Source organism: Streptomyces sp. NPDC031225 (assembly GCF_055570355.1).
On the sequence record NZ_JBVIHJ010000020.1, the window covers coordinates 1 to 20,412 of the forward strand.

24 protein-coding genes are annotated in these 20,412 nt (G+C 70.2%); 12 read left to right on the forward strand and 12 right to left on the reverse strand.

The window, feature by feature from the left end; genetic code table 11:
* Nucleotides 1-253 precede the first annotated feature (253 nt).
* Nucleotides 254-1,477, reverse strand: a complete 1,224-nt coding sequence (locus tag ACZ48Z_RS30000) for an NAD(P)-dependent malic enzyme (RefSeq protein ID WP_468739015.1) — start codon at nucleotides 1,475-1,477, stop codon at nucleotides 254-256.
* Between the two features lie 693 nt (nucleotides 1,478-2,170).
* On the opposite strand from ACZ48Z_RS30000, the gene ACZ48Z_RS30005 reads away from it, so the two are divergent.
* From ACZ48Z_RS30005 to ACZ48Z_RS30015, 3 genes are read left to right on the forward strand one after another with little or no spacing between them, the layout of a single operon-like run.
* Nucleotides 2,171-3,121: an ABC transporter substrate-binding protein gene (locus tag ACZ48Z_RS30005; protein ID WP_468739016.1), complete on the forward strand. Its 951-nt coding sequence runs from the start codon at nucleotides 2,171-2,173 to the stop codon at nucleotides 3,119-3,121.
* 30 nt (nucleotides 3,122-3,151) lie between these two features.
* A complete protein-coding gene (locus tag ACZ48Z_RS30010) occupies nucleotides 3,152-4,090 on the forward strand; it encodes an amino acid ABC transporter permease (protein WP_468739017.1) in 939 nt (312 codons plus the stop codon).
* Complete coding sequence (locus ACZ48Z_RS30015) at nucleotides 4,087-4,848, forward strand: amino acid ABC transporter ATP-binding protein (protein WP_468739018.1); 762 nt, start codon at nucleotides 4,087-4,089, stop codon at nucleotides 4,846-4,848. Before ACZ48Z_RS30010 ends, ACZ48Z_RS30015 begins: the two co-directional genes overlap by 4 nt.
* Nucleotides 4,849-4,910: 62 nt before the next feature.
* On the opposite strand, the gene ACZ48Z_RS30020 is transcribed toward ACZ48Z_RS30015, so the two are convergent.
* On the reverse strand, nucleotides 4,911-5,669 hold the full coding sequence (locus tag ACZ48Z_RS30020; protein ID WP_468739019.1) for a class I SAM-dependent methyltransferase: 759 nt from the start codon (nucleotides 5,667-5,669) through the stop codon (nucleotides 4,911-4,913).
* Nucleotides 5,670-5,767: 98 nt separating this feature from the next.
* On the opposite strand from ACZ48Z_RS30020, the gene ACZ48Z_RS30025 reads away from it, so the two are divergent.
* Nucleotides 5,768-6,397, forward strand: a complete 630-nt coding sequence (locus tag ACZ48Z_RS30025) for a CGNR zinc finger domain-containing protein (protein WP_389095380.1) — start codon at nucleotides 5,768-5,770, stop codon at nucleotides 6,395-6,397.
* Here ACZ48Z_RS30025 and sodX read toward each other — a convergent pair.
* Nucleotides 6,301-6,738: a nickel-type superoxide dismutase maturation protease gene (gene sodX / locus ACZ48Z_RS30030; RefSeq protein WP_468739173.1), complete on the reverse strand. Its 438-nt coding sequence runs from the start codon at nucleotides 6,736-6,738 to the stop codon at nucleotides 6,301-6,303. The genes ACZ48Z_RS30025 and sodX overlap by 97 nt on opposite strands.
* 145 nt (nucleotides 6,739-6,883) lie before the next feature.
* Between sodX and sodN the strand changes: the two genes are divergently transcribed.
* Nucleotides 6,884-7,279 carry a superoxide dismutase, Ni gene (gene sodN / locus ACZ48Z_RS30035; RefSeq protein ID WP_005480378.1) on the forward strand — a complete coding sequence of 132 codons (396 nt, stop codon included), beginning with the start codon at nucleotides 6,884-6,886 and terminating at the stop codon, nucleotides 7,277-7,279.
* A gap of 344 nt (nucleotides 7,280-7,623) precedes the next feature.
* On the opposite strand, the gene ppk2 is transcribed toward sodN, so the two are convergent.
* The 3 genes from ppk2 to ACZ48Z_RS30050 form a co-directional block, all read right to left on the reverse strand.
* Complete coding sequence (gene ppk2, locus ACZ48Z_RS30040) at nucleotides 7,624-8,496, reverse strand: polyphosphate kinase 2 (RefSeq protein ID WP_468739020.1); 873 nt, start codon at nucleotides 8,494-8,496, stop codon at nucleotides 7,624-7,626.
* A 117-nt stretch (nucleotides 8,497-8,613) separates the two neighbouring features.
* Nucleotides 8,614-8,847: a hypothetical protein gene (locus ACZ48Z_RS30045; protein WP_468739021.1), complete on the reverse strand. Its 234-nt coding sequence runs from the start codon at nucleotides 8,845-8,847 to the stop codon at nucleotides 8,614-8,616.
* A 21-nt stretch (nucleotides 8,848-8,868) separates the two neighbouring features.
* Nucleotides 8,869-10,023, reverse strand: a complete 1,155-nt coding sequence (locus ACZ48Z_RS30050) for an inorganic phosphate transporter (RefSeq protein WP_468739022.1) — start codon at nucleotides 10,021-10,023, stop codon at nucleotides 8,869-8,871.
* Nucleotides 10,024-10,126: 103 nt separating this feature from the next.
* Between ACZ48Z_RS30050 and ACZ48Z_RS30055 the strand changes: the two genes are divergently transcribed.
* The 3 genes from ACZ48Z_RS30055 to ACZ48Z_RS30065 are packed head-to-tail and all read left to right on the forward strand — an operon-like array spanning nucleotide 10,127 to nucleotide 11,732.
* The gene (locus ACZ48Z_RS30055) at nucleotides 10,127-10,522 is read left to right on the forward strand and encodes a helix-turn-helix transcriptional regulator (protein ID WP_468739023.1); all 396 of its coding nucleotides are present in this window, start codon (nucleotides 10,127-10,129) and stop codon (nucleotides 10,520-10,522) included.
* Between the two features lie 9 nt (nucleotides 10,523-10,531).
* On the forward strand, nucleotides 10,532-10,948 hold the full coding sequence (locus ACZ48Z_RS30060) for a VOC family protein (RefSeq protein ID WP_468739024.1): 417 nt from the start codon (nucleotides 10,532-10,534) through the stop codon (nucleotides 10,946-10,948).
* A 43-nt stretch (nucleotides 10,949-10,991) separates the two neighbouring features.
* Nucleotides 10,992-11,732 (forward strand): VOC family protein, encoded by a 741-nt coding sequence (locus ACZ48Z_RS30065; protein ID WP_468739025.1) that lies wholly within the window; start codon nucleotides 10,992-10,994, stop codon nucleotides 11,730-11,732.
* Here ACZ48Z_RS30065 and ACZ48Z_RS30070 read toward each other — a convergent pair.
* The 5 genes from ACZ48Z_RS30070 to ACZ48Z_RS30090 form a co-directional block, all read right to left on the reverse strand.
* Entirely contained in the window at nucleotides 11,719-11,943 is a 225-nt protein-coding gene (locus ACZ48Z_RS30070) for a hypothetical protein (protein WP_468739026.1), read from the reverse strand. The genes ACZ48Z_RS30065 and ACZ48Z_RS30070 overlap by 14 nt on opposite strands.
* A complete protein-coding gene (locus ACZ48Z_RS30075; protein WP_328750430.1) occupies nucleotides 11,940-12,272 on the reverse strand; it encodes a DUF952 domain-containing protein in 333 nt (110 codons plus the stop codon). The genes ACZ48Z_RS30070 and ACZ48Z_RS30075 overlap by 4 nt, the downstream gene beginning before the upstream one ends.
* Before the next feature lie 170 nt (nucleotides 12,273-12,442).
* Nucleotides 12,443-13,048, reverse strand: a complete 606-nt coding sequence (locus tag ACZ48Z_RS30080; protein WP_468739027.1) for a GNAT family N-acetyltransferase — start codon at nucleotides 13,046-13,048, stop codon at nucleotides 12,443-12,445.
* 168 nt (nucleotides 13,049-13,216) lie between these two features.
* A complete protein-coding gene (locus ACZ48Z_RS30085) occupies nucleotides 13,217-14,380 on the reverse strand; it encodes a family 2 encapsulin nanocompartment cargo protein polyprenyl transferase (RefSeq protein ID WP_468739028.1) in 1,164 nt (387 codons plus the stop codon).
* Between the two features lie 140 nt (nucleotides 14,381-14,520).
* A complete protein-coding gene (locus tag ACZ48Z_RS30090; RefSeq protein WP_468739029.1) occupies nucleotides 14,521-15,927 on the reverse strand; it encodes a family 2B encapsulin nanocompartment shell protein in 1,407 nt (468 codons plus the stop codon).
* Nucleotides 15,928-16,241: 314 nt separating this feature from the next.
* Here ACZ48Z_RS30090 and ACZ48Z_RS30095 point away from each other — a divergent pair, with 314 nt between their 5' ends.
* Nucleotides 16,242-16,832: an N-acetylmuramoyl-L-alanine amidase gene (locus ACZ48Z_RS30095; RefSeq protein WP_468739030.1), complete on the forward strand. Its 591-nt coding sequence runs from the start codon at nucleotides 16,242-16,244 to the stop codon at nucleotides 16,830-16,832.
* Between the two features lie 22 nt (nucleotides 16,833-16,854).
* Entirely contained in the window at nucleotides 16,855-17,748 is an 894-nt protein-coding gene (locus tag ACZ48Z_RS30100) for a 1-aminocyclopropane-1-carboxylate deaminase/D-cysteine desulfhydrase (protein WP_468739031.1), read from the forward strand.
* A gap of 42 nt (nucleotides 17,749-17,790) precedes the next feature.
* Here the strand turns inward: ACZ48Z_RS30100 and ACZ48Z_RS30105 are convergent, their stop codons facing one another.
* Nucleotides 17,791-19,389 carry a Na+/H+ antiporter gene (locus ACZ48Z_RS30105; protein ID WP_468739032.1) on the reverse strand — a complete coding sequence of 533 codons (1,599 nt, stop codon included), beginning with the start codon at nucleotides 19,387-19,389 and terminating at the stop codon, nucleotides 17,791-17,793.
* Between the two features lie 86 nt (nucleotides 19,390-19,475).
* Between ACZ48Z_RS30105 and ACZ48Z_RS30110 the strand changes: the two genes are divergently transcribed.
* Together ACZ48Z_RS30110 and ACZ48Z_RS30115 are read left to right on the forward strand one after the other, a co-directional pair.
* A complete protein-coding gene (locus tag ACZ48Z_RS30110) occupies nucleotides 19,476-19,736 on the forward strand; it encodes a UBP-type zinc finger domain-containing protein (RefSeq protein ID WP_468739033.1) in 261 nt (86 codons plus the stop codon).
* A gap of 260 nt (nucleotides 19,737-19,996) precedes the next feature.
* Nucleotides 19,997-20,410: an ATP-binding protein gene (locus tag ACZ48Z_RS30115; RefSeq protein WP_019058277.1), complete on the forward strand. Its 414-nt coding sequence runs from the start codon at nucleotides 19,997-19,999 to the stop codon at nucleotides 20,408-20,410.
* Nucleotides 20,411-20,412 lie beyond the last annotated feature (2 nt).

The window sequence follows — 20,412 nt, forward strand, 5'->3', positions numbered from 1 at the left end:
CCGCAGCGGCCGGCGTCCGGAACCGAGCACTGCTCAAGCAACCGAGCCGCCGGACCGAGGACGGACACCCCCCACCCCGCCCCCGACCCACCCACGGGCATTTAGGGGCGCGGGGAACTGCGCGACAAGCCCCCACCGGCCCGCAGCCAACACACAACCCCACCCACCCGATCAGCCGCGCCCAAGGGCAAAGAAATGACCCCGCCCGGAACCGAACCCCCCGGACGGAGCCACCTCAGCGAAACGATCATGCTCAGCGGCGAGCGACACCCTCCGCACGAGCCGCCGCGGCAACCGCCGCCGTCACGGCCGGAGCGACCCGCTCGTCGAACGGGGACGGAATCACGTAGTCGGCGGCCAGGTCGTCACCGACCACCGACGCCAGCGCCTCGGCCGCAGCGATCTTCATGCCCTCCGTGATCCGCGAGGCCCGCACCTGCAGCGCCCCCGCGAAGATCCCCGGAAACGCCAGCACGTTGTTGATCTGGTTCGGGAAGTCGGACCGCCCGGTGGCCACCACGGCCGCGTACTTGCGCGCGACATCCGGGTGCACCTCGGGGTTCGGGTTGGCCATCGCGAACACGAAGGCCCCCTCGGCCATGGAGGCCACGGCCGCCTCGGGCACCGTACCGCCGGACACGCCGATGAAGACGTCGGCGCCGGCGAGCGCGTCCTCCAGCGACCCGGAGAGGCCGGCCTTGTTCGTGAACCCGGCCACCTCCCGCTTCACGGACGTGAGGTCGTCCCGGTCACTCGACACGACACCCTTGCGGTCGGCCACCAGAACATCCCCGATGCCCGCCTCGACGAGCATCTTGGCGATGGCGACACCGGCCGCACCCGCGCCGGAGATCACCGCACGCAGGTCCCCGATACCCCGCCCGCTCAGCCGCGCGGCGTTCCGCAGGGCCGCCAGCGTCACGACCGCGGTCCCGTGCTGGTCGTCGTGGAAGACGGGGATGTCGAGCCGCTCCTGGAGCCGCCGCTCGATCTCGAAGCACCGCGGGGCCGAGATGTCCTCGAGGTTGACGCCGCCGAAGGACGGGGCGAGCCGCACCACGGTCTCGATGATCTCGTCGACGTCCGTGCAGGCCAGGGCGAGCGGAACCGCGTCCACGCCGCCGAACTGCTTGAACAGGATCGCCTTGCCCTCCATGACCGGGAGGGAGGCCTCGGGCCCGATGTCACCGAGGCCCAGCACGGCCGTACCGTCCGTCACGACGGCGACGACCGACGACTTCCACGTGTAGTCGTGGACGAGTTCCGGCTGCTCGGCGATGGCGCTGCACACCTTCGCCACGCCGGGCGTGTACGCGAGGGACAGGTCGTCCTTGTCGCGGATCGGCACGGTGGCCTGCACAGCCATCTTGCCGCCGCGGTGCAGCGCGAACGCGGGGTCGAAGGTATCGAGGGGCTCCGCCCCGCCGTCCTGGCCCGTATCGCTGTCGCTGCGAGGATTGACGATCTCCGCTGCCACTTTGTCTTACCCCTTAGGTCTTCATGGTTTGAGGGTGACCGCTCCTGGTTGAGGAACGGGCGGGCACCGCGCACGGCCCTGGGTCGTGGACACCTACGGATACGTATGGGCCGGTACGCGACGGGCGCGCCGCACACGCGCCCTGAGCCCCGGATGAGGGGTGTAAAGAACCTTCTTACCGGACGACCGGCGCCGAGGACGAGTCCAATACGTCCAAGGTCACATGCCACAGCGCAAATCGATCATCGATCATCCGGGGGCGGTGACATGAATCATGGGGCGCGATCCGGCCACGCCGTCGGGAGCCCCTTGACGACCGCTGAGCGGACGCTCGGGTCACCGCGCGCCGACCTCGGTCCATGCGCCCGCGCCACGGATCGCACCGAAGATCTTCCGGCCGGAATGCCAGATTCCCGCAGATGGTCCGGTCGTGATGTACGGACATGGTGGGGTTCGGGGGTCACCCGTTATCCGATTTTGACATGACCGTCGCCCAGAATGGTCCAGTCCGAATGGCAAGATGCCGTCATCACATGAGGTCGCGACACTCGAAGGCGTGTGCTCTCGTCGACCTGCGGAACCAAGGCGTCACCTCACCGACCGAGGCACAGCCGAGGTTCCGAGGCAGCCGCCGGTCCCGTCGGCAGCCGTCCCGCCCATCGGCACTCCACCCATCCGCCGGAGGAACCCATCATGACCGCACGCTCCACCCGTCGTACGACCGTCGCGCGCTCCAGGACAGCCGCGGTAGGTGCGATCGCGGTCGCAGGCGCCCTGATTCTCACCGGTTGCGGTGACCAGACCGGCAGCGGCAGCTCCGACGAGTCGTCCAACAGCGCACCCCTGTTCGACAAGCTGCCCGCGAAGATCCAGAAGGCCGGTGTCATCAAGGTCGGCACCAACGCCGAGTACGCCCCCATGGAATACCAGGAGGGCGGCAAGATCGTCGGTGTCGACCCCGACATCGCGGCCGCGCTGGGCAAGCAGCTGGGCGTGGAGTTCAAGTTCACCTCCGGCTCCTTCGACGGCCTGATCAGCTCCCTGAACTCCGGCCGGTACGACGTCGCCATGTCCTCCATCACGGACACCAAGGCACGCCAGGAGGGCCTGGACGAGAAGGGCAAGAAGCTCGGCCCGGGCGTCGACTTCGTCGACTACTTCACGGCCGGCACCGCCATCTACGTCCAGAAGGGCAACCCGAAGAAGATCAACTCGGTCGAGGACCTGTGCGGCCAGACCGTCGCCGTGCAGACCGGTACGACGTACGAGCAGATGCTGAAGGACCAGTCCAAGACGTGTACGGACGCCGGTAAGAAGAAGCTGACCATCGAGTCCTTCGACAACGACACCGAGGCGCAGACCCGGGTGAAGTCGGGCGGCGCCGTCGCGGGCGTCAACGACTACCCGGTCGCTGTCGACATCGCCCGCAAGGCCGACGGCGGCAACGCCTTCGAGGTGGTCGGCGAGCAGGTGGACGCCGGTCCCTTCGGCCTCGCCGTGAACAAGGAGAACAAGGAGCTCACGAGCGCCCTGGAGGCAGCCGTGAACGCCATCATCGAGGACGGCTCGTACAAGAAGATCCTGGCGAAGTGGGGCGCCGAGACCGGCGCGATCGACAAGTCCGCCGTCAACGGCGGCAAGTGACGGACCCCGAACCACTGAAGGGCAGTCACTGTGACTGACAAGCTCGACAAGGAACCGGCGGACGCGCCGGGGACGCCCATCGCCCCCGAGGCGATCAAGGCCATTCCCGTGCGCCACTACGGCCGGTACGTCAGCGCCGTCGTCGTACTGGCGCTGGTGGCCCTGCTGGTCAACGCGTTCGCCACCGCCGAGAAGATCCAGTGGAGCGCGGTCGGCGACAAGCTGTTCGACTCCACGGTCCTCGCGGGCGCCGGCCGCACCCTGCTGATCAGCGTCCTGTCGATGATCCTTGGCGTGGTCCTGGGCATCGTGCTGGCCGTGATGCGGCAGTCGAAGAACCCGGTGACCAGCTGGGTGGCCTGGGCCTACATCTGGTTCTTCCGCGGGACGCCGGTCTACGTCCAGCTCCTGCTCTGGTTCAACCTGGCGCTGATCTTCCCGCTCCTGAATCTCGGTCCGATCTACAAGGACGAGATGACGGACGTGATGACCCCGTTCATGTGCGCCCTGCTGGGCCTCGGCCTCAACGAGGCGGCGTACATGGCGGAGATCTGCCGCGCGGGTCTGCTGGCCGTCGACGAGGGCCAGACGGAGGCCTCGCACGCGCTCGGCATGAGCCACGCCAAGACACTGCGCCGGATCGTCATCCCGCAGGCGATGCGGGTGATCGTGCCGCCGACGGGCAACGAGTTCATCAACATGCTGAAGACCTCGTCGCTGGTGTACGCGGTGACCTACAACGAACTGCTGCGCGCCACCTCGACGATCGGTTCGACGTCGTACGCGGTGATGGAGATGCTGTTCGTGGCCTCCATCTGGTACCTGGTCATGACCAGCGTGTTCAGCGTCTTCCAGTACTACCTGGAGCGTCGTTTCGCCCGCGGTTCGTCCCGGAACCTGCCGCCGACGCCGTGGCAGCGGATCAAGGTCAACCTGATGGCGTTCAGCAGTGAAAGGGGCGGGGCATGACCGCCATGGTGAAGGCCGAGGGTGTCCACAAGTCCTACGGTCTGGTCGAGGTGCTCAAGGGCATCGACCTGGAGGTGAAGCAGGGCGAGGTGTTCTGCCTCATCGGTCCGTCGGGCTCCGGCAAGTCGACGCTCCTGCGCTGCATCAACCACCTGGAGAAGATCAACGCCGGGCGGCTGTACGTCGACGGTGAGCTGGTCGGCTACCGCCAGAAGGGCGACAGGCTGTACGAGCTCAAGGACAGCGAGGTCGCGCTCCAGCGCAGGGACATCGGCATGGTGTTCCAGCGGTTCAACCTGTTCCCGCACATGACGTCCGTCGAGAACGTCATGGAGGCGCCGGTCCAGGTCAAGGGCGTGGGCCGGACCCAGGCGCGGGAGCGCGCGCTGGAACTCCTGGAGAAGGTGGGCCTGGCCGACAAGGCCCAGTCCTACCCGGCGCAGCTCTCCGGCGGTCAGCAGCAGCGCGTCGCCATCGCCCGGGCCCTCGCGATGGACCCGAAGCTGATGCTCTTCGACGAGCCGACCTCGGCCCTGGACCCGGAGCTGGTCGGTGACGTCCTCGACGTCATGCGTGACCTCGCCGAGTCCGGTATGACGATGGTCGTCGTCACCCACGAGATGGGCTTCGCCCGCGAGGTCGGCGACAGCCTGGTCTTCATGGACGGCGGCGTGGTCGTCGAGTCCGGCGACCCCCGCGAGGTCCTGACCAACCCTCAGCACGAGCGCACGCAGGCGTTCCTGTCGAAGGTGCTCTAGCCGGCGGTACGACGTCGAAGGGGCGGTACGGGGATCCCGTACCGCCCCTTTCGCGTGGGCGTCTACTTGAGCGCGAGCAGCAGCGTGTCCGAGGGCGAGCACCACACCGGCCGGGCCTCTGCGAAGCCCTTCTCGCGCAGCACGCGTGCGTGCCACGCGGCGGACGGCATGTCCCCGTCGGCGTGTTCGCCGTAGATCTCGAAGCGGCGCGCAGTCGGCCCGGCGAGGACCGGGTCCTCCGCGGCGAGCTGCCACCATTCGGCCCAGTCGAGGGCGCCGTCCTGCCTGGCCTGATCCATGTGGCCGTGGCGCCGGGCGCGTTCGGCCGCGTTGATCCGGGGCGTGGCTTCGTCGATCATGTGGTCCGCGTTCATGAAGACACCGCCGTCGCGGACGAGTTCCGCGACCTGACCGTAGAGGGCCGCGAGGGGTTCGCTGTGCAGCCAGTGCAGGGCCGTGGCGGTCAGGACGGCGTCGTACGCGTCGTACGGCAGTTTCGTGGGCCAGTCCGGGCCCTTGAGGTCGGCGGTCACGAAGGAGACCCGCTCGTCGCCCGCGAAGGTGCCCTCGGCGATGGCGAGGAGCGCCGGGTCGAGGTCGACGCCGGTGCTGGTGGCCTCCGGGAACCGGGCGAGCAGCCTGGCCGTGATACTTCCCGTGCCGCAGGCGAGGTCGAGCACGCGCGGCCTGGGCCCGACGAGTGCCTCGACCATGTCGAGCATGATCCGGAACCGGTCCTCGCGGTCCGGCATGTACACCTCTTGCTGCCGGTCCCAGCTCGTCTGCCAGGCCTTCCAGTCGGTAGTGAGTTCGGCCGTCATGGGAGCCCCTGTCCAGTCGCAGTCGTAATACCCTGGAAGCACGATCAGCTGTTACCCGACCGCACGACGACGATAGAACGCCTCCGTAAGGACTACAAGTGGAACTGGCCTATTACTCGGATTACGCCGTCCGGCTGGTCAACAGCGAGGACCCGGCCCGGGGCAAGGACTCCCTGACCTCGGTGGAGGCCGTTCGCGACCTGTTCGGCGGCAACGGCACGGGGGCCCGCCGGGCCACCGACGCCGACGTCACCCGGTTCCGTTCGGTCCGGGCACGGCTGCGCTCGGTCTTCGAGGCGGCGGACGGCGACGACGAGACGCTCGCCGTGGACCTGCTGAACTCGCTGCTGCTCGAGTTCCCGGTGAGCCCGCAGATCTCCGGGCACGACTTCCGCGACGACGACGGCCGCCCGCTGTGGCACATGCACCTGGCGGACCATCCGTCCAACGCCACCGCCGGGTACGCGGCCATCGCCGCGATGGGCCTTGCCTTTCACCTCACCGAGTACGGCGTGGACCGGCTGGGCCTGTGCGAGGCGGCCCCCTGCCGCAACGCCTACCTCGACACCTCCACCAACCGCTCCCGGCGCTACTGCTCCGACCGCTGCGCCACCCGCGCCAACGTGGCCGCCTACCGGGCCCGCAAGCGCCTGGAGGCCGACCGGTCGGGGAAGACGGGCCGTACGGCGGACAGCGCCCAGCGCACCGCGGCCAGCGGCGAGCGCTGACCGGACCCGAGCGGCCGGTACCGCAGCCGGGCCTTCCCGAGAACGAGATCCTCCGGTACGACGCCGTAGTCCGTGCTGTCGCCGCCCGCGAAGGTGTTGTCGCCGAGCACCCACCAACCGCCCTCGCGACGCTCCACCGCCCGTTTGACCACGAGCAGGTCCTGCTGGAAGGGATGCCGCAGGATCACGATGTCGCCGGCGCCGATCCTGGCGCCCCAGTGCACGACGAGCTGGTCCCCGTGCCGGAGCGTGGGCACCATCGACGGCCCGGTCACCTCGGCCACCCCCACGAAGGGCAGCAAGGACCTCCCCCGCTCGGTCTCCTGCGACAGCTCCGGCATCCCCGGCACCTCCCCGGTCCGTTCATCCACCAGTCCCAGTCTGACCCCGGACTTTTGTCCTAAGCCCATGGGGGCACCCGCGATTTCGCCACTCCCAGGGAGTAATGTCGCACCTGAGAAGACGATCACGAGGAAGGAACGCTCCATGCTTTCCCGCCTGTTTGCCCCCAAGGTCAAGGTCAGCGCACACTGCGACCTGCCCTGCGGTGTGTACGACCCGGCCCAGGCCCGCATCGAGGCGGAGTCGGTGAAGGCCGTGCAGGACAAGATGGCCGCCAACGACGACCCGCACTTCCAGGCTCGCGCCACGGTCATCAAGGAGCAGCGCGCCGAGCTCGCGAAGCACCACGTTTCCGTGCTCTGGAGCGACTACTTCAAGCCCCCGCACTTCGAGAAGTACCCGGAGCTGCACCAGCTGGTCAACGACGCCCTCAAGGCCCTCTCGGCCGCCAAGGCCTCGACGGACCCGGCCACCGGTCAGAAGGCTCTGGACTACATCGCCCAGATCGACAAGATCTTCTGGGAGACCAAGAAGGCCTGACCTCCGCGTCAGCCTCCGCCGACCCGCGATCGGTGCACCATCGCAGGTCGACGGGAACCCCGAAGGGGCCCGGCCGGTTCACACCGGCCGGGCCCCTTCTCCGTCCCTCCGTCGGCGGCTGCCGGACACCGAAGTCCGGTTCGCGGCACGGAGAAGGAGCGCGCACGGGTCGTCGGGGATGTCGGAGTCTCCCGGACCGCCGGGGCCCCTCGTAGCCGTTCGGCCGAACGGCTGTGCAGGGACGGGCGTGGCCGGGCGCGCAGGACCGCTTCACGGCCTGCCTTCCGGACCGGCTCGATCTCGCGTGCCCTGGCACGACCCGAGGGACAGCCCCCGGTCCCGCCTCAGTCCTCGCCCTCCTCCAGCAGCCCCGCCGCCGCGCCCACGACCCGCGGGTCCGGGGTGCCGACGACCTCCTCGTCCTTGTCGGAGTAGTCGAAGCGGGCCAGCACGCTGCGCATGGCCTCGACGCGGGCGCGCTTCTTGTCGTTGCTCTTGACCACCGTCCAGGGAGCGAAATCGGTGTCCGTCTCGCGGAACATGGCGACCTTCGCGGCGGTGTAGTCGTCCCAGCGGTCCAGGGACTCGAGGTCCATGGGGCTGAGCTTCCACTGCCGTACGGGGTCGATCTGGCGGATGGTGAAGCGGGTGCGCTGTTCGCCCTGGGAGACCGAGAACCAGAACTTCAGCAGGTCCACGCCGTCGTCCACGAGCATCCGCTCGAACAGCGGGGCCTGCCGCATGAAGCGCCGGTACTCGTCCTCCGTGCAGAAGTCCATGACCCGCTCGACCCCGGCCCGGTTGTACCAGGACCGGTCGAACAGCACGATCTCGCCTGCGGTCGGCAGGTGTTCGACGTACCGCTGGAAGTACCACTGCCCGCGCTCGCGCTCGGTCGGCTTCTCCAGCGCCACCACGCGCGCGCCACGCGGGTTCAGGTGCTCCGTGAAGCGCTTGATGGTGCCGCCCTTGCCTGCCGCGTCCCGTCCCTCGAAGACGATGACGAGACGGCGTCCGGTCTCCTTGATCCAGCTCTGCAGCTTCAGCAGCTCGATCTGCTGGAGCCGCTTGTGCCAGTCGTACTCCTTGCGTTCCATGCGCTGCGCGTACGGGTAGTTCTCCCGCCAGGTGTCGATCGGGCTCCCGTCCGGGCGGATGAGCACGGGGTCGTCGGGATCTGTGTAGTCGACCTTCAGGTCGGTCAGCAGGGGCGTCACCCTTGCTCCCCTCTCATCTCGGTAAATCAACGGCTCAGTGGCTCGGCCAGTGCGTGCGTGGTCGGCCGGTCAGTGGCTCAGCCACACAGTGGTTCAGCCGGCCAGTACGACTACCCGTCAATGGAACTGCGGCACGATCAGATAAATGCCGTACACCACCACCGCCGCGCAGGCGAGAAAGCACAGGCCCGCCTGCGTGACGCCGACGGCGGAGGTGCCACCACCATCCTCGCGCGCGCCCTCGAAGCGGGCGAGGCCGAGGACGCCGAGGGCGAAGACGACGACCACGGCGACGGTGACTCCGATGCTCACCGCGGTGACCTGGCCGAGTGCGGTCCAGTCGATGCTCATGACAGGAACTCCTGGGAGGGCTCAGGCGGCCGTGCCGACACGCGTCGGCGGCTCGGTGCGGATGGTGACCTCGTGGGCGTCGTTGACGTTGTGCGCGCTCACCGGGTTGCGGCGGGAGACCAGGACGATGCCCGCGGCGACGGCCGCGCCGATCAGGGCGACCACGACGGTGCCGAAGTTCCCGCCGTGCTTGACGGCGCTCGCGGAGATGCCGCCGACGAGCGCGGCGGCGGGCAGCGTGATCAGCCAGGCGAGGACCATCTTGCCCGCGACGCCCCAGCGGACCTCCGCCAGCCTGCGCCCGAGGCCCGCGCCGAGGATGCTGCCCGAGGCGACCTGGGTGGTGGACAGGGCGAAGCCGAGGTGGGCGGAGGTCAGGATGACGGCCGTGGACGCGGTCTCGGCGGCGAAGCCCTGCGGGGACTGGATCTCCGTGAGCCCCTTGCCCATGGTGCGGATGATCCGCCACCCGCCGAGGTAGGTACCGAGGCCGATCGCGAGACCCGCCGAGGCGATGACCCAGACCGGCGGACCGGCGTCGTGGCCGAGCGCGCCCGCCGAGATCAGGGTCAGCGTGATGACGCCCATGGTCTTCTGGGCGTCGTTGGTGCCGTGCGCGAGGGAGACGAGGGACGCGGAGGCGATCTGGCCGAGCCGGAAGCCCTTCGTCACGGAGTCCTTGCGGCCGCGGGCGGTGAGCCTGTAGGCGAGGTAGGTGGCGATCAGTGCCGCCGCTCCCGCCACGACCGGGGAGGCCAGGGCCGGGATCAGGATCTTCTCGACCACCTTGTCGAAGTGCACGCCGTGGGAGCCGGCGCCGACCCACACCGCGCCGATGAGTCCGCCGAACAGGGCGTGCGACGAGCTGGACGGCAGGCCGATCAGCCAGGTCAGCAGGTTCCACAGGATCGCGCCGACCAGCCCCGCGAAGATCATCCCCGGTGAGACAAGCGTGTCGTCCACGATGCCGCCGGAGATCGTCTTGGCGACCTCGGTGGACAGGAAGGCGCCCACGATGTTGAGGGCACCGCTCACCAGGACCGCGGTCCGCGGTTTCAGTGCGCCGGTCGCGATGGACGTGGCCATGGCGTTGGCCGTGTCGTGGAATCCGTTGGTGAAGTCGAAGGCCAGGGCCGTGACGATGACGACCGCCACGAGGAACGTGATGTGGTCCATGCCTCTCATGGGAACAAGCGCTTCCGTACGGCAGGCGAACGTGAGGCAAAGCCCGTTCCAGGTCCGCGCACCCAGCTCGTGACCATCGTGCGATCCTGGCGTGATGGTGGGCATCGAGGACCTGGTGCGGCTGCGGCAGGCGCGCGACCGGATGGACCGTGAGTACACCGAGCCGCTCGACGTCACGGCGCTCGCGCGCACCGCGCTGATGTCGCCGGGCCACTTCCAGCGCAGCTTCCGCACCGAGTTCGGGGAGACGCCGTACGGCTATCTCATGACCCGGCGTATCGAGCGCGCCAAGGCCCTGCTGCGCCGGGGCGACCTGTCGGTCACCGAGGTCTGCATGGCCGTGGGCTGCACCTCCCTCGGCTCCTTCAGCGCGCGCTTCACCGAACTGGTCGGGGAGACCCCGAGCTCCTACCGCGCCCGCCCCCACGAGGAGATCGCGGGCATCCCCCCGTGCGTGGTCCGCAGGCACACCCGGCCCAGACGGGCCTAGCGTGGACTCATGGACATCAAGCTCAAGAACTGCTTCATCGCGGTGGACGACCACGACAAGGCGATCGCGTTCTACCGGGACGTGCTGGGCATGGAGGTGCGCAACGACGTCGGGTACGAGGGGATGCGCTGGGTGACCGTCGGCTCGCCGCTCCAGCCGGACGTGGACGTCGTCCTGGAACCGCCCGCCGCCGATCCGGACGCCTCCCCCGCCGACAAGGAGGCCATGGCCCGGCTGCTGGCCAAGGGTCTGCTGCGCGGGGTCAACTTCACCACCACCGACTGCGACGCCCTGTTCGCCCGGGTCCGGGAGTCCGGCGCGGAGGTGATCCAGGAACCGATGGACATGCCGTACGGCGTGCGGGACTGCGCGTTCCGTGACCCGGCGGGGAACATGCTCCGCTTCATGGAACGGTCCGAGGACTGAAAACACCGGGGCGGCGACGGACCACCGACCTACGATCACCGGTATGAGCACCCGCTGGACGTATGCCTTCGTGGACCGGCCCGTCGTGCGCTTCGCGCAGGCCTGCGACTTCTGGACGACCGTGACGGACACGCGGCTGTCCGAATTCCGGGGCGGGCGGCGGGAGTTCGTGACCCTGCTGGCCGAGGGCGCCGACGCCTGCGTCAAGCTCCAGGCGGTCGCCTCCGGCCCGGGCGGCGCCCATCTCGACTTTCCCGTGGACGACGTACGGGAGTTCGCGAGGTCGGCCGAGTCGCTCGGCGCGCGGGTCGTCGCGGATCAGGGGACGCTGGTCGTACTGCGCTCCCCCGCGGGCCAGTTGTTCTGCACCGAGCCGTGGCGCGGGCAGTCGATCCGGCCGCCGGTGATCCGCGGCAGCCGCCTCGACCAGGTCTGCCTCGATGTCCCGCCGTCGCTGCACAGCGCCGAAGTCGCTTTCTGGACGGCCCTGTTGCCCGACTGGGACTCGGTGGCCGGTTCGCTGCCCGAGTTCCATGTACTGAAGCCTCCGCCCGGCCTCCCGGTCCGTATCCTCCTCCAGCGCCTCGGCGAGGAACGCCCCGTCGCCGCCCATCTGGACCTCGCCTGCGCGGACATCGAGGCGACCCGTGCCGAACACGAGCGCCTGGGTGCCGAGTTCGTCGCCCGGCACCGCAACTGGGCGGTGCTGCGTGACCCGGCCGGTGGCCTGTACTGCCTGACGGGCCGGGACCCGGAGACCGGCGGCCTGCCTAGCGGTTCCTGAACAGGCAGACGGACCGGCCCTTCTCGTCGGGGGCGGAGCAGGACGTCCGCCATCCCTCCGGAAGCGAGGGCGTCGGACTCGCCCGCTCCCACCCGTACGGCCCCGACGGCTCCTCCGAGTCCCGCAGCCAGAGCGTGAGCCCGCCCGCGACGACCACGAGAGCCACCCAGACGACCAGCGCCCGGCGCCATGAGCGACGGGGGTCGGTCACCCCCACGGTTCCACGTCGACGACCGCGTCCACCGGCAGCGGTCCGTAGATGTGCGGGAACTCCTCGGCGCCGGGCTCGGGGGCCTCGTACTTCAGCGGCACGTCCAGCCGTGCGGGGTCGATGACGAGGAGCACGAGTTCGTCGGGCCCGGCGTAGGAGCCGTAGACGAAGGCGGCGACGGCAGGCACTTGTTCACGCGTCGAGCAGTGGATGAAGCCCTGCTCCTGGAGGGTGCGGCCGCGCGTCGACATCTCGTACGTGCCCCGGGCCCGGGCCTCCTCCCAGAGAGAGCGCTCGGTGAGGTGCACGATGGGGTTGGTTGTGGACATGCCGTCACGTTAAGGCCTCAGGCGCATCGCGGTCCCGTCGGGAGGCGGGTCCGGTCAGTGGCCGGTGTGCCGGGTGGAACGGATCGTGGGACGATCACGCGGGTGACCTGGCCGGGGCGCGGCGGTGTACCGATACGCCCCGGCACCCGCAGCGCCCGCCGAACGCGGCCCTAGCGCCGCTGCCCGGGTTCGCGCCACATCGGCCACATCCGAGGGCCGTCCGGCAGCTGCAGCGGTCGCTCCACCAGCGCGAACCCGAGCCGCTCGTACAGCACCCGGCTCCGCTCACTGCTCGCCTCCAGATACGCCGGCGTCCCCTCCCGGTCGCACCGGTCGAGCACCGAGCCGATGAGCGCGGTCCCCAGCCCCTCTCCCTGGCGCGCAGGGTCCACGCCGATCATCCACAGGTACTCGTGGGCCCGCCCCGAGGGATGCACCTCGGCCGTGAGCCGCCCGATCAGCTCGATCCGCTCGTTCTCCGGATCGAGAGCCTCACGCAGCCGCGCGAACTCCTCGGCCTCGCCGTCCTCGTCGCCTCCCGCCGCCGGTACCGACAGCCACAACGCGCAGGCGGCCCCGTCCTCGGTGACATCGACCCGTCCCTCTGCCAGCACGCCGTCGACGAACGCTGCCATGAGCCGGGGATGGGTCGTGCGGCGGTACTCCTCCCCCGGAAAGATCCACCCGCTGACCGGATCATCCTGGAAGGCCGCGTCCAGCAGCCCCGCGACCTGCTCGCGATCGGCTCTGCCCGCCGTCCGTATCACCACGCCCATGCCCACCCCTGTGTCTCAACAGCCTCTGCTTGCAAGGTCGTTGAGCCTAGCCGGTGAACGTGCGGAAACGGGCCCCGCACACCGTGGGGATGTGCGGGACCCGTCGGCCGGAGCTCCCGGAGTGCCGTGCGGGGTCAGGAACCGCACGGAAGGGGTGCTCCGGGGCCCTCAGACGCTGCGCCGCGTCACGAACTCGGCGAGGGACAGCAGCCCGCCCGCCGCCTCGGGCTGCGGCACCGCCCGTGCCAGCTGCCCGATCGCCCGGGCCATCCGGTCGGCGGCCTGCAGCTGCGCCCAGTCCCGTCCCCCCGCCTCCTCGACGGCCGAAGCCGTACGCGCCAGATCCCCCTCGTCGTACGGCGCCGAGTACAGCGCGGCCAGTTCCGCGGCCGCGGGCGTGCCCGAGGCGAGCGCGGCGACCACCGGAAGGGACTTCTTGCGGGCCACGAGATCCGCTCCGGCCGGCTTGCCGGTGCGGCTCGGGTCTCCCCATATGCCGATCACGTCGTCGATGAGCTGGAAGGCGAGCCCGGCCTCCCGGCCGAACGCGTCCATCGCCTCGACGTCCTCGGCGGACGCTCCCGCGTACAACGCGCCGAGCGCGCAGGCGCACCCCAGCAGCGCCCCCGTCTTGGCCTCGGCCATGACGAGCACCTGGTCGAGGGTGACCTCGCCGGGGCCGAGCCGCTCCATGGCGGTGTCCTGGTGCTGGCCCTCGCACAGCTCGACGACACAGGTCGCGAGGCGGGCGGCCGCGGACCCGGACGCGGGGTGCGGGTCCTCGGCCAGCAGCCGGAGCGCCAGCGCCTGGAGGGCGTCCCCGGCGAGGATCGCGTCGGCGTCACCGAACACGGTCCACGCGGTGGGCCGGTGCCTGCGGGTGGTGTCCCGGTCCATCACGTCGTCGTGCAGCAACGTGAAGTTGTGGACCAGCTCCACCGCCGCGGCCGCCCGTACGGCAGCGGCCCGCGCCGGTTCTCCTCCCAGGGCGGCGGCCGCGGCCAGGACGAGCGCGGGCCGGATCGCCTTGCCCGCGTTGCCCGCCGCCGGGGTGCCGTCGGCGTGCTCCCAGCCGAAGTGATAGAGCGCGATCCTGCGCAGGGAGCCGGGCAGCGACTCCAGGGCGGAACGCAGCTCTGGGTCGACCGACGCCCGGGCCCGCTCCAGGATCACCCCGGCCTCGTGACCGTCGACGCAACGTGTCTCGTGCGCGTCGGGCGAGGGCGCGGCAGGCGGGCCTGCCCGCGGTCCGCCGAGCACGCCTGTCTCGCCGGCCGACGCCGGCTCCCCGGTCCGCCCGGCGACCGACGGCTGCGTCGTGAACTCGGCCATGGGACCCCCCTCGGTCGCTCCGCGGACGGTGGCGCCTGCGCTGTGGGTGGGTGTGCGCCACCGGGGCGGCTGCGCCCCGGTGTCCGACCGGGGTGTACCCGCCCCGGTGGGCGGGGACACGGCTCCCGGGTGCAGAAACGTCACCTCCACCGGCCGATCTCGACGTTCTCCAGCACGCCGAGCGCGTCCGGCACCAGCACGGCCGCCGAGTAGTAGGCCGTCACGAGGTACTTGATGATCGACTGCTCGTTGATGCCCATGAACCGCACCGACAGGCTCGGCTCGATCTCGTCCGGGATACCGGCCTGCTGAAGGCCGATGACGCCCTGGTCGGCCTCGCCCGTACGCATCGCGATGATCGAGGTCGTGCGCTCCGGGCTGACCGGGATCTTGTTGCACGGGTAGATCGGCACCCCGCGCCAGGTGGGGATGCGGTTGCCGCCCACGTCCAGGGTCTCGGGGACCAGACCGCGCTTGTTGAGCTCACGGCCGATCGCGGAGATCGCGCGCGGGTGGGCGAGCAGCAGCTTGGTGCCCCGGCGGCGGCTGAGCAGCTCGTCGAGGTCGTCGGGGCTGGGCACGCCGTCGTGCGGCTGGAGCCGCTGGTCGTACTCGCAGTTGTGCAGCAGCCCGAACTCGCGGTTGTTGACGAGCTCGTGCTCCTGGCGCTCCTTGAGGGCCTCGACGGTCAGCCGGATCTGCTGTTCCGTCTGGTTCATGGGCTGGTTGTAGAGGTCGGCCACGCGCGTGTGGATGCGCAGCACGGTCTGGGCGATGCTCAGTTCGTACTCGCGGGGCCGCGCGTCGTAGTCGACGAAGGTGTGCGGGATGTCGGGCTCACCGTCGTGGCCGGACGCGAGGTCGATCTCCTTCTCGCCGTACTTGTTGGTGCGCTGCGAGGGGATCGCCCGCTGTTCCTGGAGGTGCTCGCGCAGGGCGTCGGCACGCTCCGCGACCTGGTCGACGTCCTGGCGGGGCAGGACGAGGAGGGTGCAGGCGGTCGCCGCGCGGGCGGTGTACTCCCAGATGGCGTCCGGGTCGAGGAGCGCCTGGTCGCCGAAGTAGGCGCCGTCGGCGAGGACGCCGAGGACCGCGTCGTCGCCGTAGGGGCCGGTGCCGACCTTCTCCACCCTGCCGTGCGCCAGCAGGTACACCTCCTCGGCCCGCCCGCCGAACGAGGCGATCACCTCCCCCGGGGCGAACTCCCGCTGCTGGCAGCGCTGGGCGAGCTCGGAGAGCACCTCGTCCTCCTCGTACGACCGGAGCGCCGGCAGCTCGCGCAGTTCGGCGGGGATCACCTCGACCCGGTCGCCGGTCTTCACGAACGTCACCCGGCCGTCGCCCACGGCGTAGCTCAGACGTCGGTTCACCCGGTACGTGCCGCCCTGCACGTTCACCCAGGGCAGCATGCGCAGCAGCCAGCGGGAGCTGATCTCCTGCATCTGGGGTGCGGACTTGGTGGTGGTGGCCAGGTTCCGCGCGGCTGCCGTGCCGAGGCTCTGCTGCGGCCGGTCCTGCTCGGTGCGGATCTCTTCGCCTACCGACATAAGGAATTGCCCTCCCGAAATACATGCCCGAGCGCGATCTGCGCCCGGGCATCGTGTGCACGAGCAAGCCTTCCTCACAGAACGTGTCGGTGCTATTACCCGAAAGAGGGGGAATGGATCACCGCGAGGCTGGGCACATGAGCAATTCCTGTCGACTCGCGTCCGGTCAAGTCCACTTCCATGAGCGGAATTCGACTGTCCGAATCAAGTCGCACGCTGTACGAACCAGGAATCGGACTCCCCTGTTTTCGGTACAGGCACCGGTACGAGCCGACCGCGTCCGGCGGCCGGCGCGCAGTGCGAAGGAGGCGGCCATGGCCTCACCCATGTCCGCGGGCAGATTCCTGGCCGTTCTGCGGGCGGAGGGCGCCACCGTCGTCGAGGTCGGCGACTGGGAGCACCACAACCGCAATCACGTCGGGGCCTGGGGGCCCGTGCACGGCGTGATGATCCACCACACGGTGACCAAGGGCAGCGCGGCCACGGTCGAGCTGTGCCGCAAGGGCTACAGCGGCCTGCCCGGCCCCCTGTGCCACGGTGTCATCACCAAGGACGGCACCGTCCACCTCGTCGGCTACGGCCGCGCCAACCACGCCGGTCTCGGCGACGACGACGTCCTGCGTGCCGTGATCGCGGAGCGGGCGCTCCCGGCCGACAACGAGGCGAACACCGACGGGAACCCCCACTTCTACGGCTTCGAGTGCGAGAACCTGGGCGACGGCGTGGACCCCTGGCCCGCGGCCCAGCTGGCGGCGATCGAGAAGGTCTCCGCGGCCGTGTGCCGCCACCACGGCTGGACGGAACGGTCGGTCATCGGCCACCTGGAGTGGCAGCCGGGAAAGGTGGACCCGCGCGGCTTCACGATGGCCTGGCTGCGGGGGCGTATCCGGGAGCGTCTGACATGACCCCGCAGGTCACAATGGGGAAGTGACCGGTCCCGACACCCTGCACCCCAGCCTGCCGTCCCCCCTCCAGGAGTTGTCGGACCCCCGCTTCGCCCGCCATGGCCTGCGTCTTCTCCTCAAGCGCGACGACCTGATCCACCCCGACCTCATCGGCAACAAGTGGCGCAAACTCGCGCCGAACCTCACCGCCGCGGCCGGTCGCGGCCTCGTCACCTTCGGCGGGGCCTACTCCAACCACCTGCGTGCCACGGCGGCCGCCGGACGCCTCCTCCGTCTGCCAACGGTCGGGGTGGTCCGGGGCCAGGAACTGGCCGACCGTCCGCTGAACCCCTCGCTGGCCCGGTGCACGGCCGACGGCATGCGGCTGCACTTCGTCGACAGGTCGACGTACCGCCGCAAGGCCGAGCCGGACACCCTCGCGCGCGTGCTGCGCGCGGCGGACGCCGCGGACGCGTACGTCGTCCCGGAGGGCGGCAGCAACGCGCTCGCCGTACGGGGGTGCCGCGCGCTCGGCGAGGAGCTGGCCGGTCGGGCCGACGTCGTGGCGATCGCCTGCGGCACCGGCGGCACGCTCGCGGGCCTGGCCGCCGGACTGGCCCCGCACCAGCGCTGCCTGGGCTTTCCCGTCCTCAAGGGCGGCTTCCTGACGGCCGACGTCCAGTCCCTGCAACAGCGCGCCTTCGGCGGCCCGCGCGGCGACTGGACGCTCGACGACCGCTTCCACTTCGGCGGCTACGCCCGCACCAGCCCCGAACTCGACGCCTTCGCCGAGGACTTCGAGAACCGTCACGGCCTGCCCGTGGAACGTCTCTATGTCGCCAAGTTGCTCTACGGACTTGTCGCGCTCGCCGAGGAGGGCGCCTTCGCGCGCGGGACGACACTCGCGGCGGTCGTCACGGGCCGGCCCTTCCCCTGAGGCGGGCCGCCCTGAGGAAGGCCACAGGCCCCGCCTGCGGTCTCACTGCTCCACCTCCCGATAGGCCGCCGCCTCCTCCAGGTCCAGCCTGCGCAGCAGGGTCCGCAGCATCTCGTCGTCGATGTGGCGCCCGTCCCGCAGCTTGACGAAGACCGCGCGTTCGGCGCCGATCATCTCCCCGGACAGACGGCGGTAGGTGTCGTCGACCGTCTCGCCCGTCAGCGGGTTGACCTGGCCGAGGCGCTCCCAGACGGCGTTGCGGCGGCGCTCCAGGACCGTGCGAAGACGGTCGGCGAGGGGCGGTGGGAGGGCGTTGTGCTCGTCGGAGAGGAGTTCGTCCAGGTGGCGTTCGGCGGCCCGGGAGGCCTGCGCCTGGGCGTTCGCCTCGGCGAGGGTCTCGGCCTGCGCGTCGCGGCCGGGCAGCTTCAGCATGCGGATCAGCGGAGGCAGGGTGACGCCCTGGACGACGAGGGTGCCGATGACCGTGGTGAAGGTGAGGAACAGGATGAGGTTGCGGCCCGGGAAGGGCTCGCCGCCGTCCAGGTGCTCGGGGATCGAGAAGGCGATCGCCAGCGAGACCACGCCCCGCATCCCGGCCCAGGCAATGACGAACGGTCCCTTCCAGGTGGGGTTCTGCTCACGCGCGCGGATCCGCGAGGACAGCATGCGTGGCAGGAAGGTCGCCGGGTAGACCCAGGCGAACCTCGACGCGACCACCACGAGGAAGACGGCGACCGCGTACCAGGCGGCGCGTCCGCCCTCGTACTCCCCTAGGCCCCTCAGCACGACGGGCAGTTGCAGTCCGATGAGGGCGAAGACCGACGACTCGAGGACGAAGGCGACCATCTTCCAGACGGCGTCCTCCTGCAGGCGCGTCGCGAAGTCGACCTCCCACGCGCGGTGTCCGAGGAAGAGCGCCACCACGACCACCGCGAGCACTCCGGACGCGTGGAACTGCTCGGCCACCGCGTAGGCGACGAACGGGATCAGCAGGGAGAGCGTGTTCTGGAGGAGCGGCTCCTTGAGATGCGTGCGCAGCCAGTGGATCGGCACCATCAGCACCAGGCCGACCGCCACGCCGCCGACCGCCGCGAGCAGGAACTCGCCGATGCCGCCCGCCCAGGTGGCGCCCTCACCGACCGCCGCCGCGAGTGCGACCCGGTAGGCGGTGATCGCGGTCGCGTCGTTCACCAGGGACTCGCCCTGGAGGATGGTGGTGATGTGGGAGGGCAGCCCCACCCGGCGGGCCACGGCCGTCGCCGCGACCGCGTCAGGCGGCGCCACCACCGCGCCCAGCACGAGCGCCCCGGTGAGCGACAGGCCGGGCACGATGCGGTACGCCGCCCAGCCGACGACGAGGGTCGCGAAGAGCACGTACCACACCGACAGCAGCGCCACGGGCCGCAGTTGTGCCCGCAGGTCGAGATAGGAGCTGTCGGTGGCCGCGGAGTGCAGCAGCGGCGGCAGGATGATGGGCAGCACCACGTCCGGGTCGAGCGTGTACTCCGGGACCCCGGGCAGGTAGGAGATCACGAGCCCGGCCGCGACCAGCAGCAGCGGCGCGGGCACCGGGGTCCGCCGGGCGGCCGCGGCGACCACCGCGCTCCCGGCCACCAGCAACAGCAGTGGCATCACGTCCATGACCCTCGCCCGCCCTCATTCATCGTCCTGTGCCCGCCCTCGATTTTGCGCGCGGCTGTCCGCGTGACCGTCGTAACCTGGCAATCATGAAACAGTGCCTGCATGCCGACGCGCTGCCGCACCCGGTACCCGAGCCTCTCAACGAGACGTGTCCGGAGTGCCTGAGGGACGGCACCCACCCGGTGCAGTTGCGCCTGTGCCTGTCCTGCGGTCACGTCGGCTGCTGCGACTCCTCGCCGGGACAGCACGCGACGAAGCACCACAAGGACACCGGCCACCCGATCATGCGCACCCACGAACCGGGTGAGAACTGGCGTTGGTGCTTCCTGGACCACGTCCTTGTGTGACCCTGGACCCCCGGGTTCCAGGACGGTTCGACCGTCTGACGTCTGGGTACGTCAACCCGGCGCGCGTTCTTCCCAATTGGAGCCGCAAACCCCTAGACACGGAGCGTGTCCACAGTTTTACTGTGAGTGACGGCAAGGGGTTGGGGTCCCGGGGACAGGAAAGTCGAGAGCGCGGTAGCGTCACCGCTGAACCACACATCGCGTCACTCCGGGGGGCGACCCCCGGCCCCCGAAAAGCTTGTACCACCTTGGAGGTGAGGGTGTCCCAGATCGCAGGCGAGCCCGCGACCCAGGACTTCGTCGAAGTCCGGCTGCCGGCCGCGGGTGCCTACCTGTCGGTGCTGCGGACGGCCACGGCCGGCCTCGCGGCCCGTTTGGACTTCACCCTCGACGAGATCGAGGACCTGCGCATCGCGGTCGACGAGGCCTGCGCGATCCTGCTTCAGCAGGCCGTGCCGGGCTCGGTGCTCAGCTGTGTCTTCCGACTCGTCGACGACTCGCTGGAGGTCACCGTCTCGGCCCCGACCACGGACGGGCACGCGCCCGCGCGGGACACCTTCGCCTGGACCGTCCTCTCGGCCCTGGCGGGCAAGGTCTCCTCGGCCGTGGACGAGGACAAGACCGTTTCGATCAGCCTCTACAAACAGCGCGGCGCCGGCCCCGGGCCGGCGTGAGG

Coding starts and splice junctions, on each gene's coding strand:
- ACZ48Z_RS30055 (WP_468739023.1), top strand. CDS start 10,127: ATGGTGGGCATCGAGGACCTGGTGCGGCTGCGGCAGGCGCGCGACCGG.
- ACZ48Z_RS30005 (WP_468739016.1), top strand. CDS start 2,171: ATGACCGCACGCTCCACCCGTCGTACGACCGTCGCGCGCTCCAGGACA.
- ACZ48Z_RS30090 (WP_468739029.1), bottom strand. CDS start 15,927: ATGTCGGTAGGCGAAGAGATCCGCACCGAGCAGGACCGGCCGCAGCAG.
- ACZ48Z_RS30015 (WP_468739018.1), top strand. CDS start 4,087: ATGACCGCCATGGTGAAGGCCGAGGGTGTCCACAAGTCCTACGGTCTG.
- ACZ48Z_RS30105 (WP_468739032.1), bottom strand. CDS start 19,389: ATGGACGTGATGCCACTGCTGTTGCTGGTGGCCGGGAGCGCGGTGGTC.
- ACZ48Z_RS30085 (WP_468739028.1), bottom strand. CDS start 14,380: ATGGCCGAGTTCACGACGCAGCCGTCGGTCGCCGGGCGGACCGGGGAG.
- ACZ48Z_RS30065 (WP_468739025.1), top strand. CDS start 10,992: ATGAGCACCCGCTGGACGTATGCCTTCGTGGACCGGCCCGTCGTGCGC.
- sodN (WP_005480378.1), top strand. CDS start 6,884: ATGCTTTCCCGCCTGTTTGCCCCCAAGGTCAAGGTCAGCGCACACTGC.
- ACZ48Z_RS30110 (WP_468739033.1), top strand. CDS start 19,476: ATGAAACAGTGCCTGCATGCCGACGCGCTGCCGCACCCGGTACCCGAG.
- ACZ48Z_RS30050 (WP_468739022.1), bottom strand. CDS start 10,023: ATGGACCACATCACGTTCCTCGTGGCGGTCGTCATCGTCACGGCCCTG.
- ACZ48Z_RS30060 (WP_468739024.1), top strand. CDS start 10,532: ATGGACATCAAGCTCAAGAACTGCTTCATCGCGGTGGACGACCACGAC.
- ACZ48Z_RS30075 (WP_328750430.1), bottom strand. CDS start 12,272: ATGTCCACAACCAACCCCATCGTGCACCTCACCGAGCGCTCTCTCTGG.
- ACZ48Z_RS30020 (WP_468739019.1), bottom strand. CDS start 5,669: ATGACGGCCGAACTCACTACCGACTGGAAGGCCTGGCAGACGAGCTGG.
- ACZ48Z_RS30095 (WP_468739030.1), top strand. CDS start 16,242: ATGGCCTCACCCATGTCCGCGGGCAGATTCCTGGCCGTTCTGCGGGCG.
- sodX (WP_468739173.1), bottom strand. CDS start 6,738: ATGCCGGAGCTGTCGCAGGAGACCGAGCGGGGGAGGTCCTTGCTGCCC.
- ACZ48Z_RS30045 (WP_468739021.1), bottom strand. CDS start 8,847: ATGAGCATCGACTGGACCGCACTCGGCCAGGTCACCGCGGTGAGCATC.
- ACZ48Z_RS30080 (WP_468739027.1), bottom strand. CDS start 13,048: ATGGGCGTGGTGATACGGACGGCGGGCAGAGCCGATCGCGAGCAGGTC.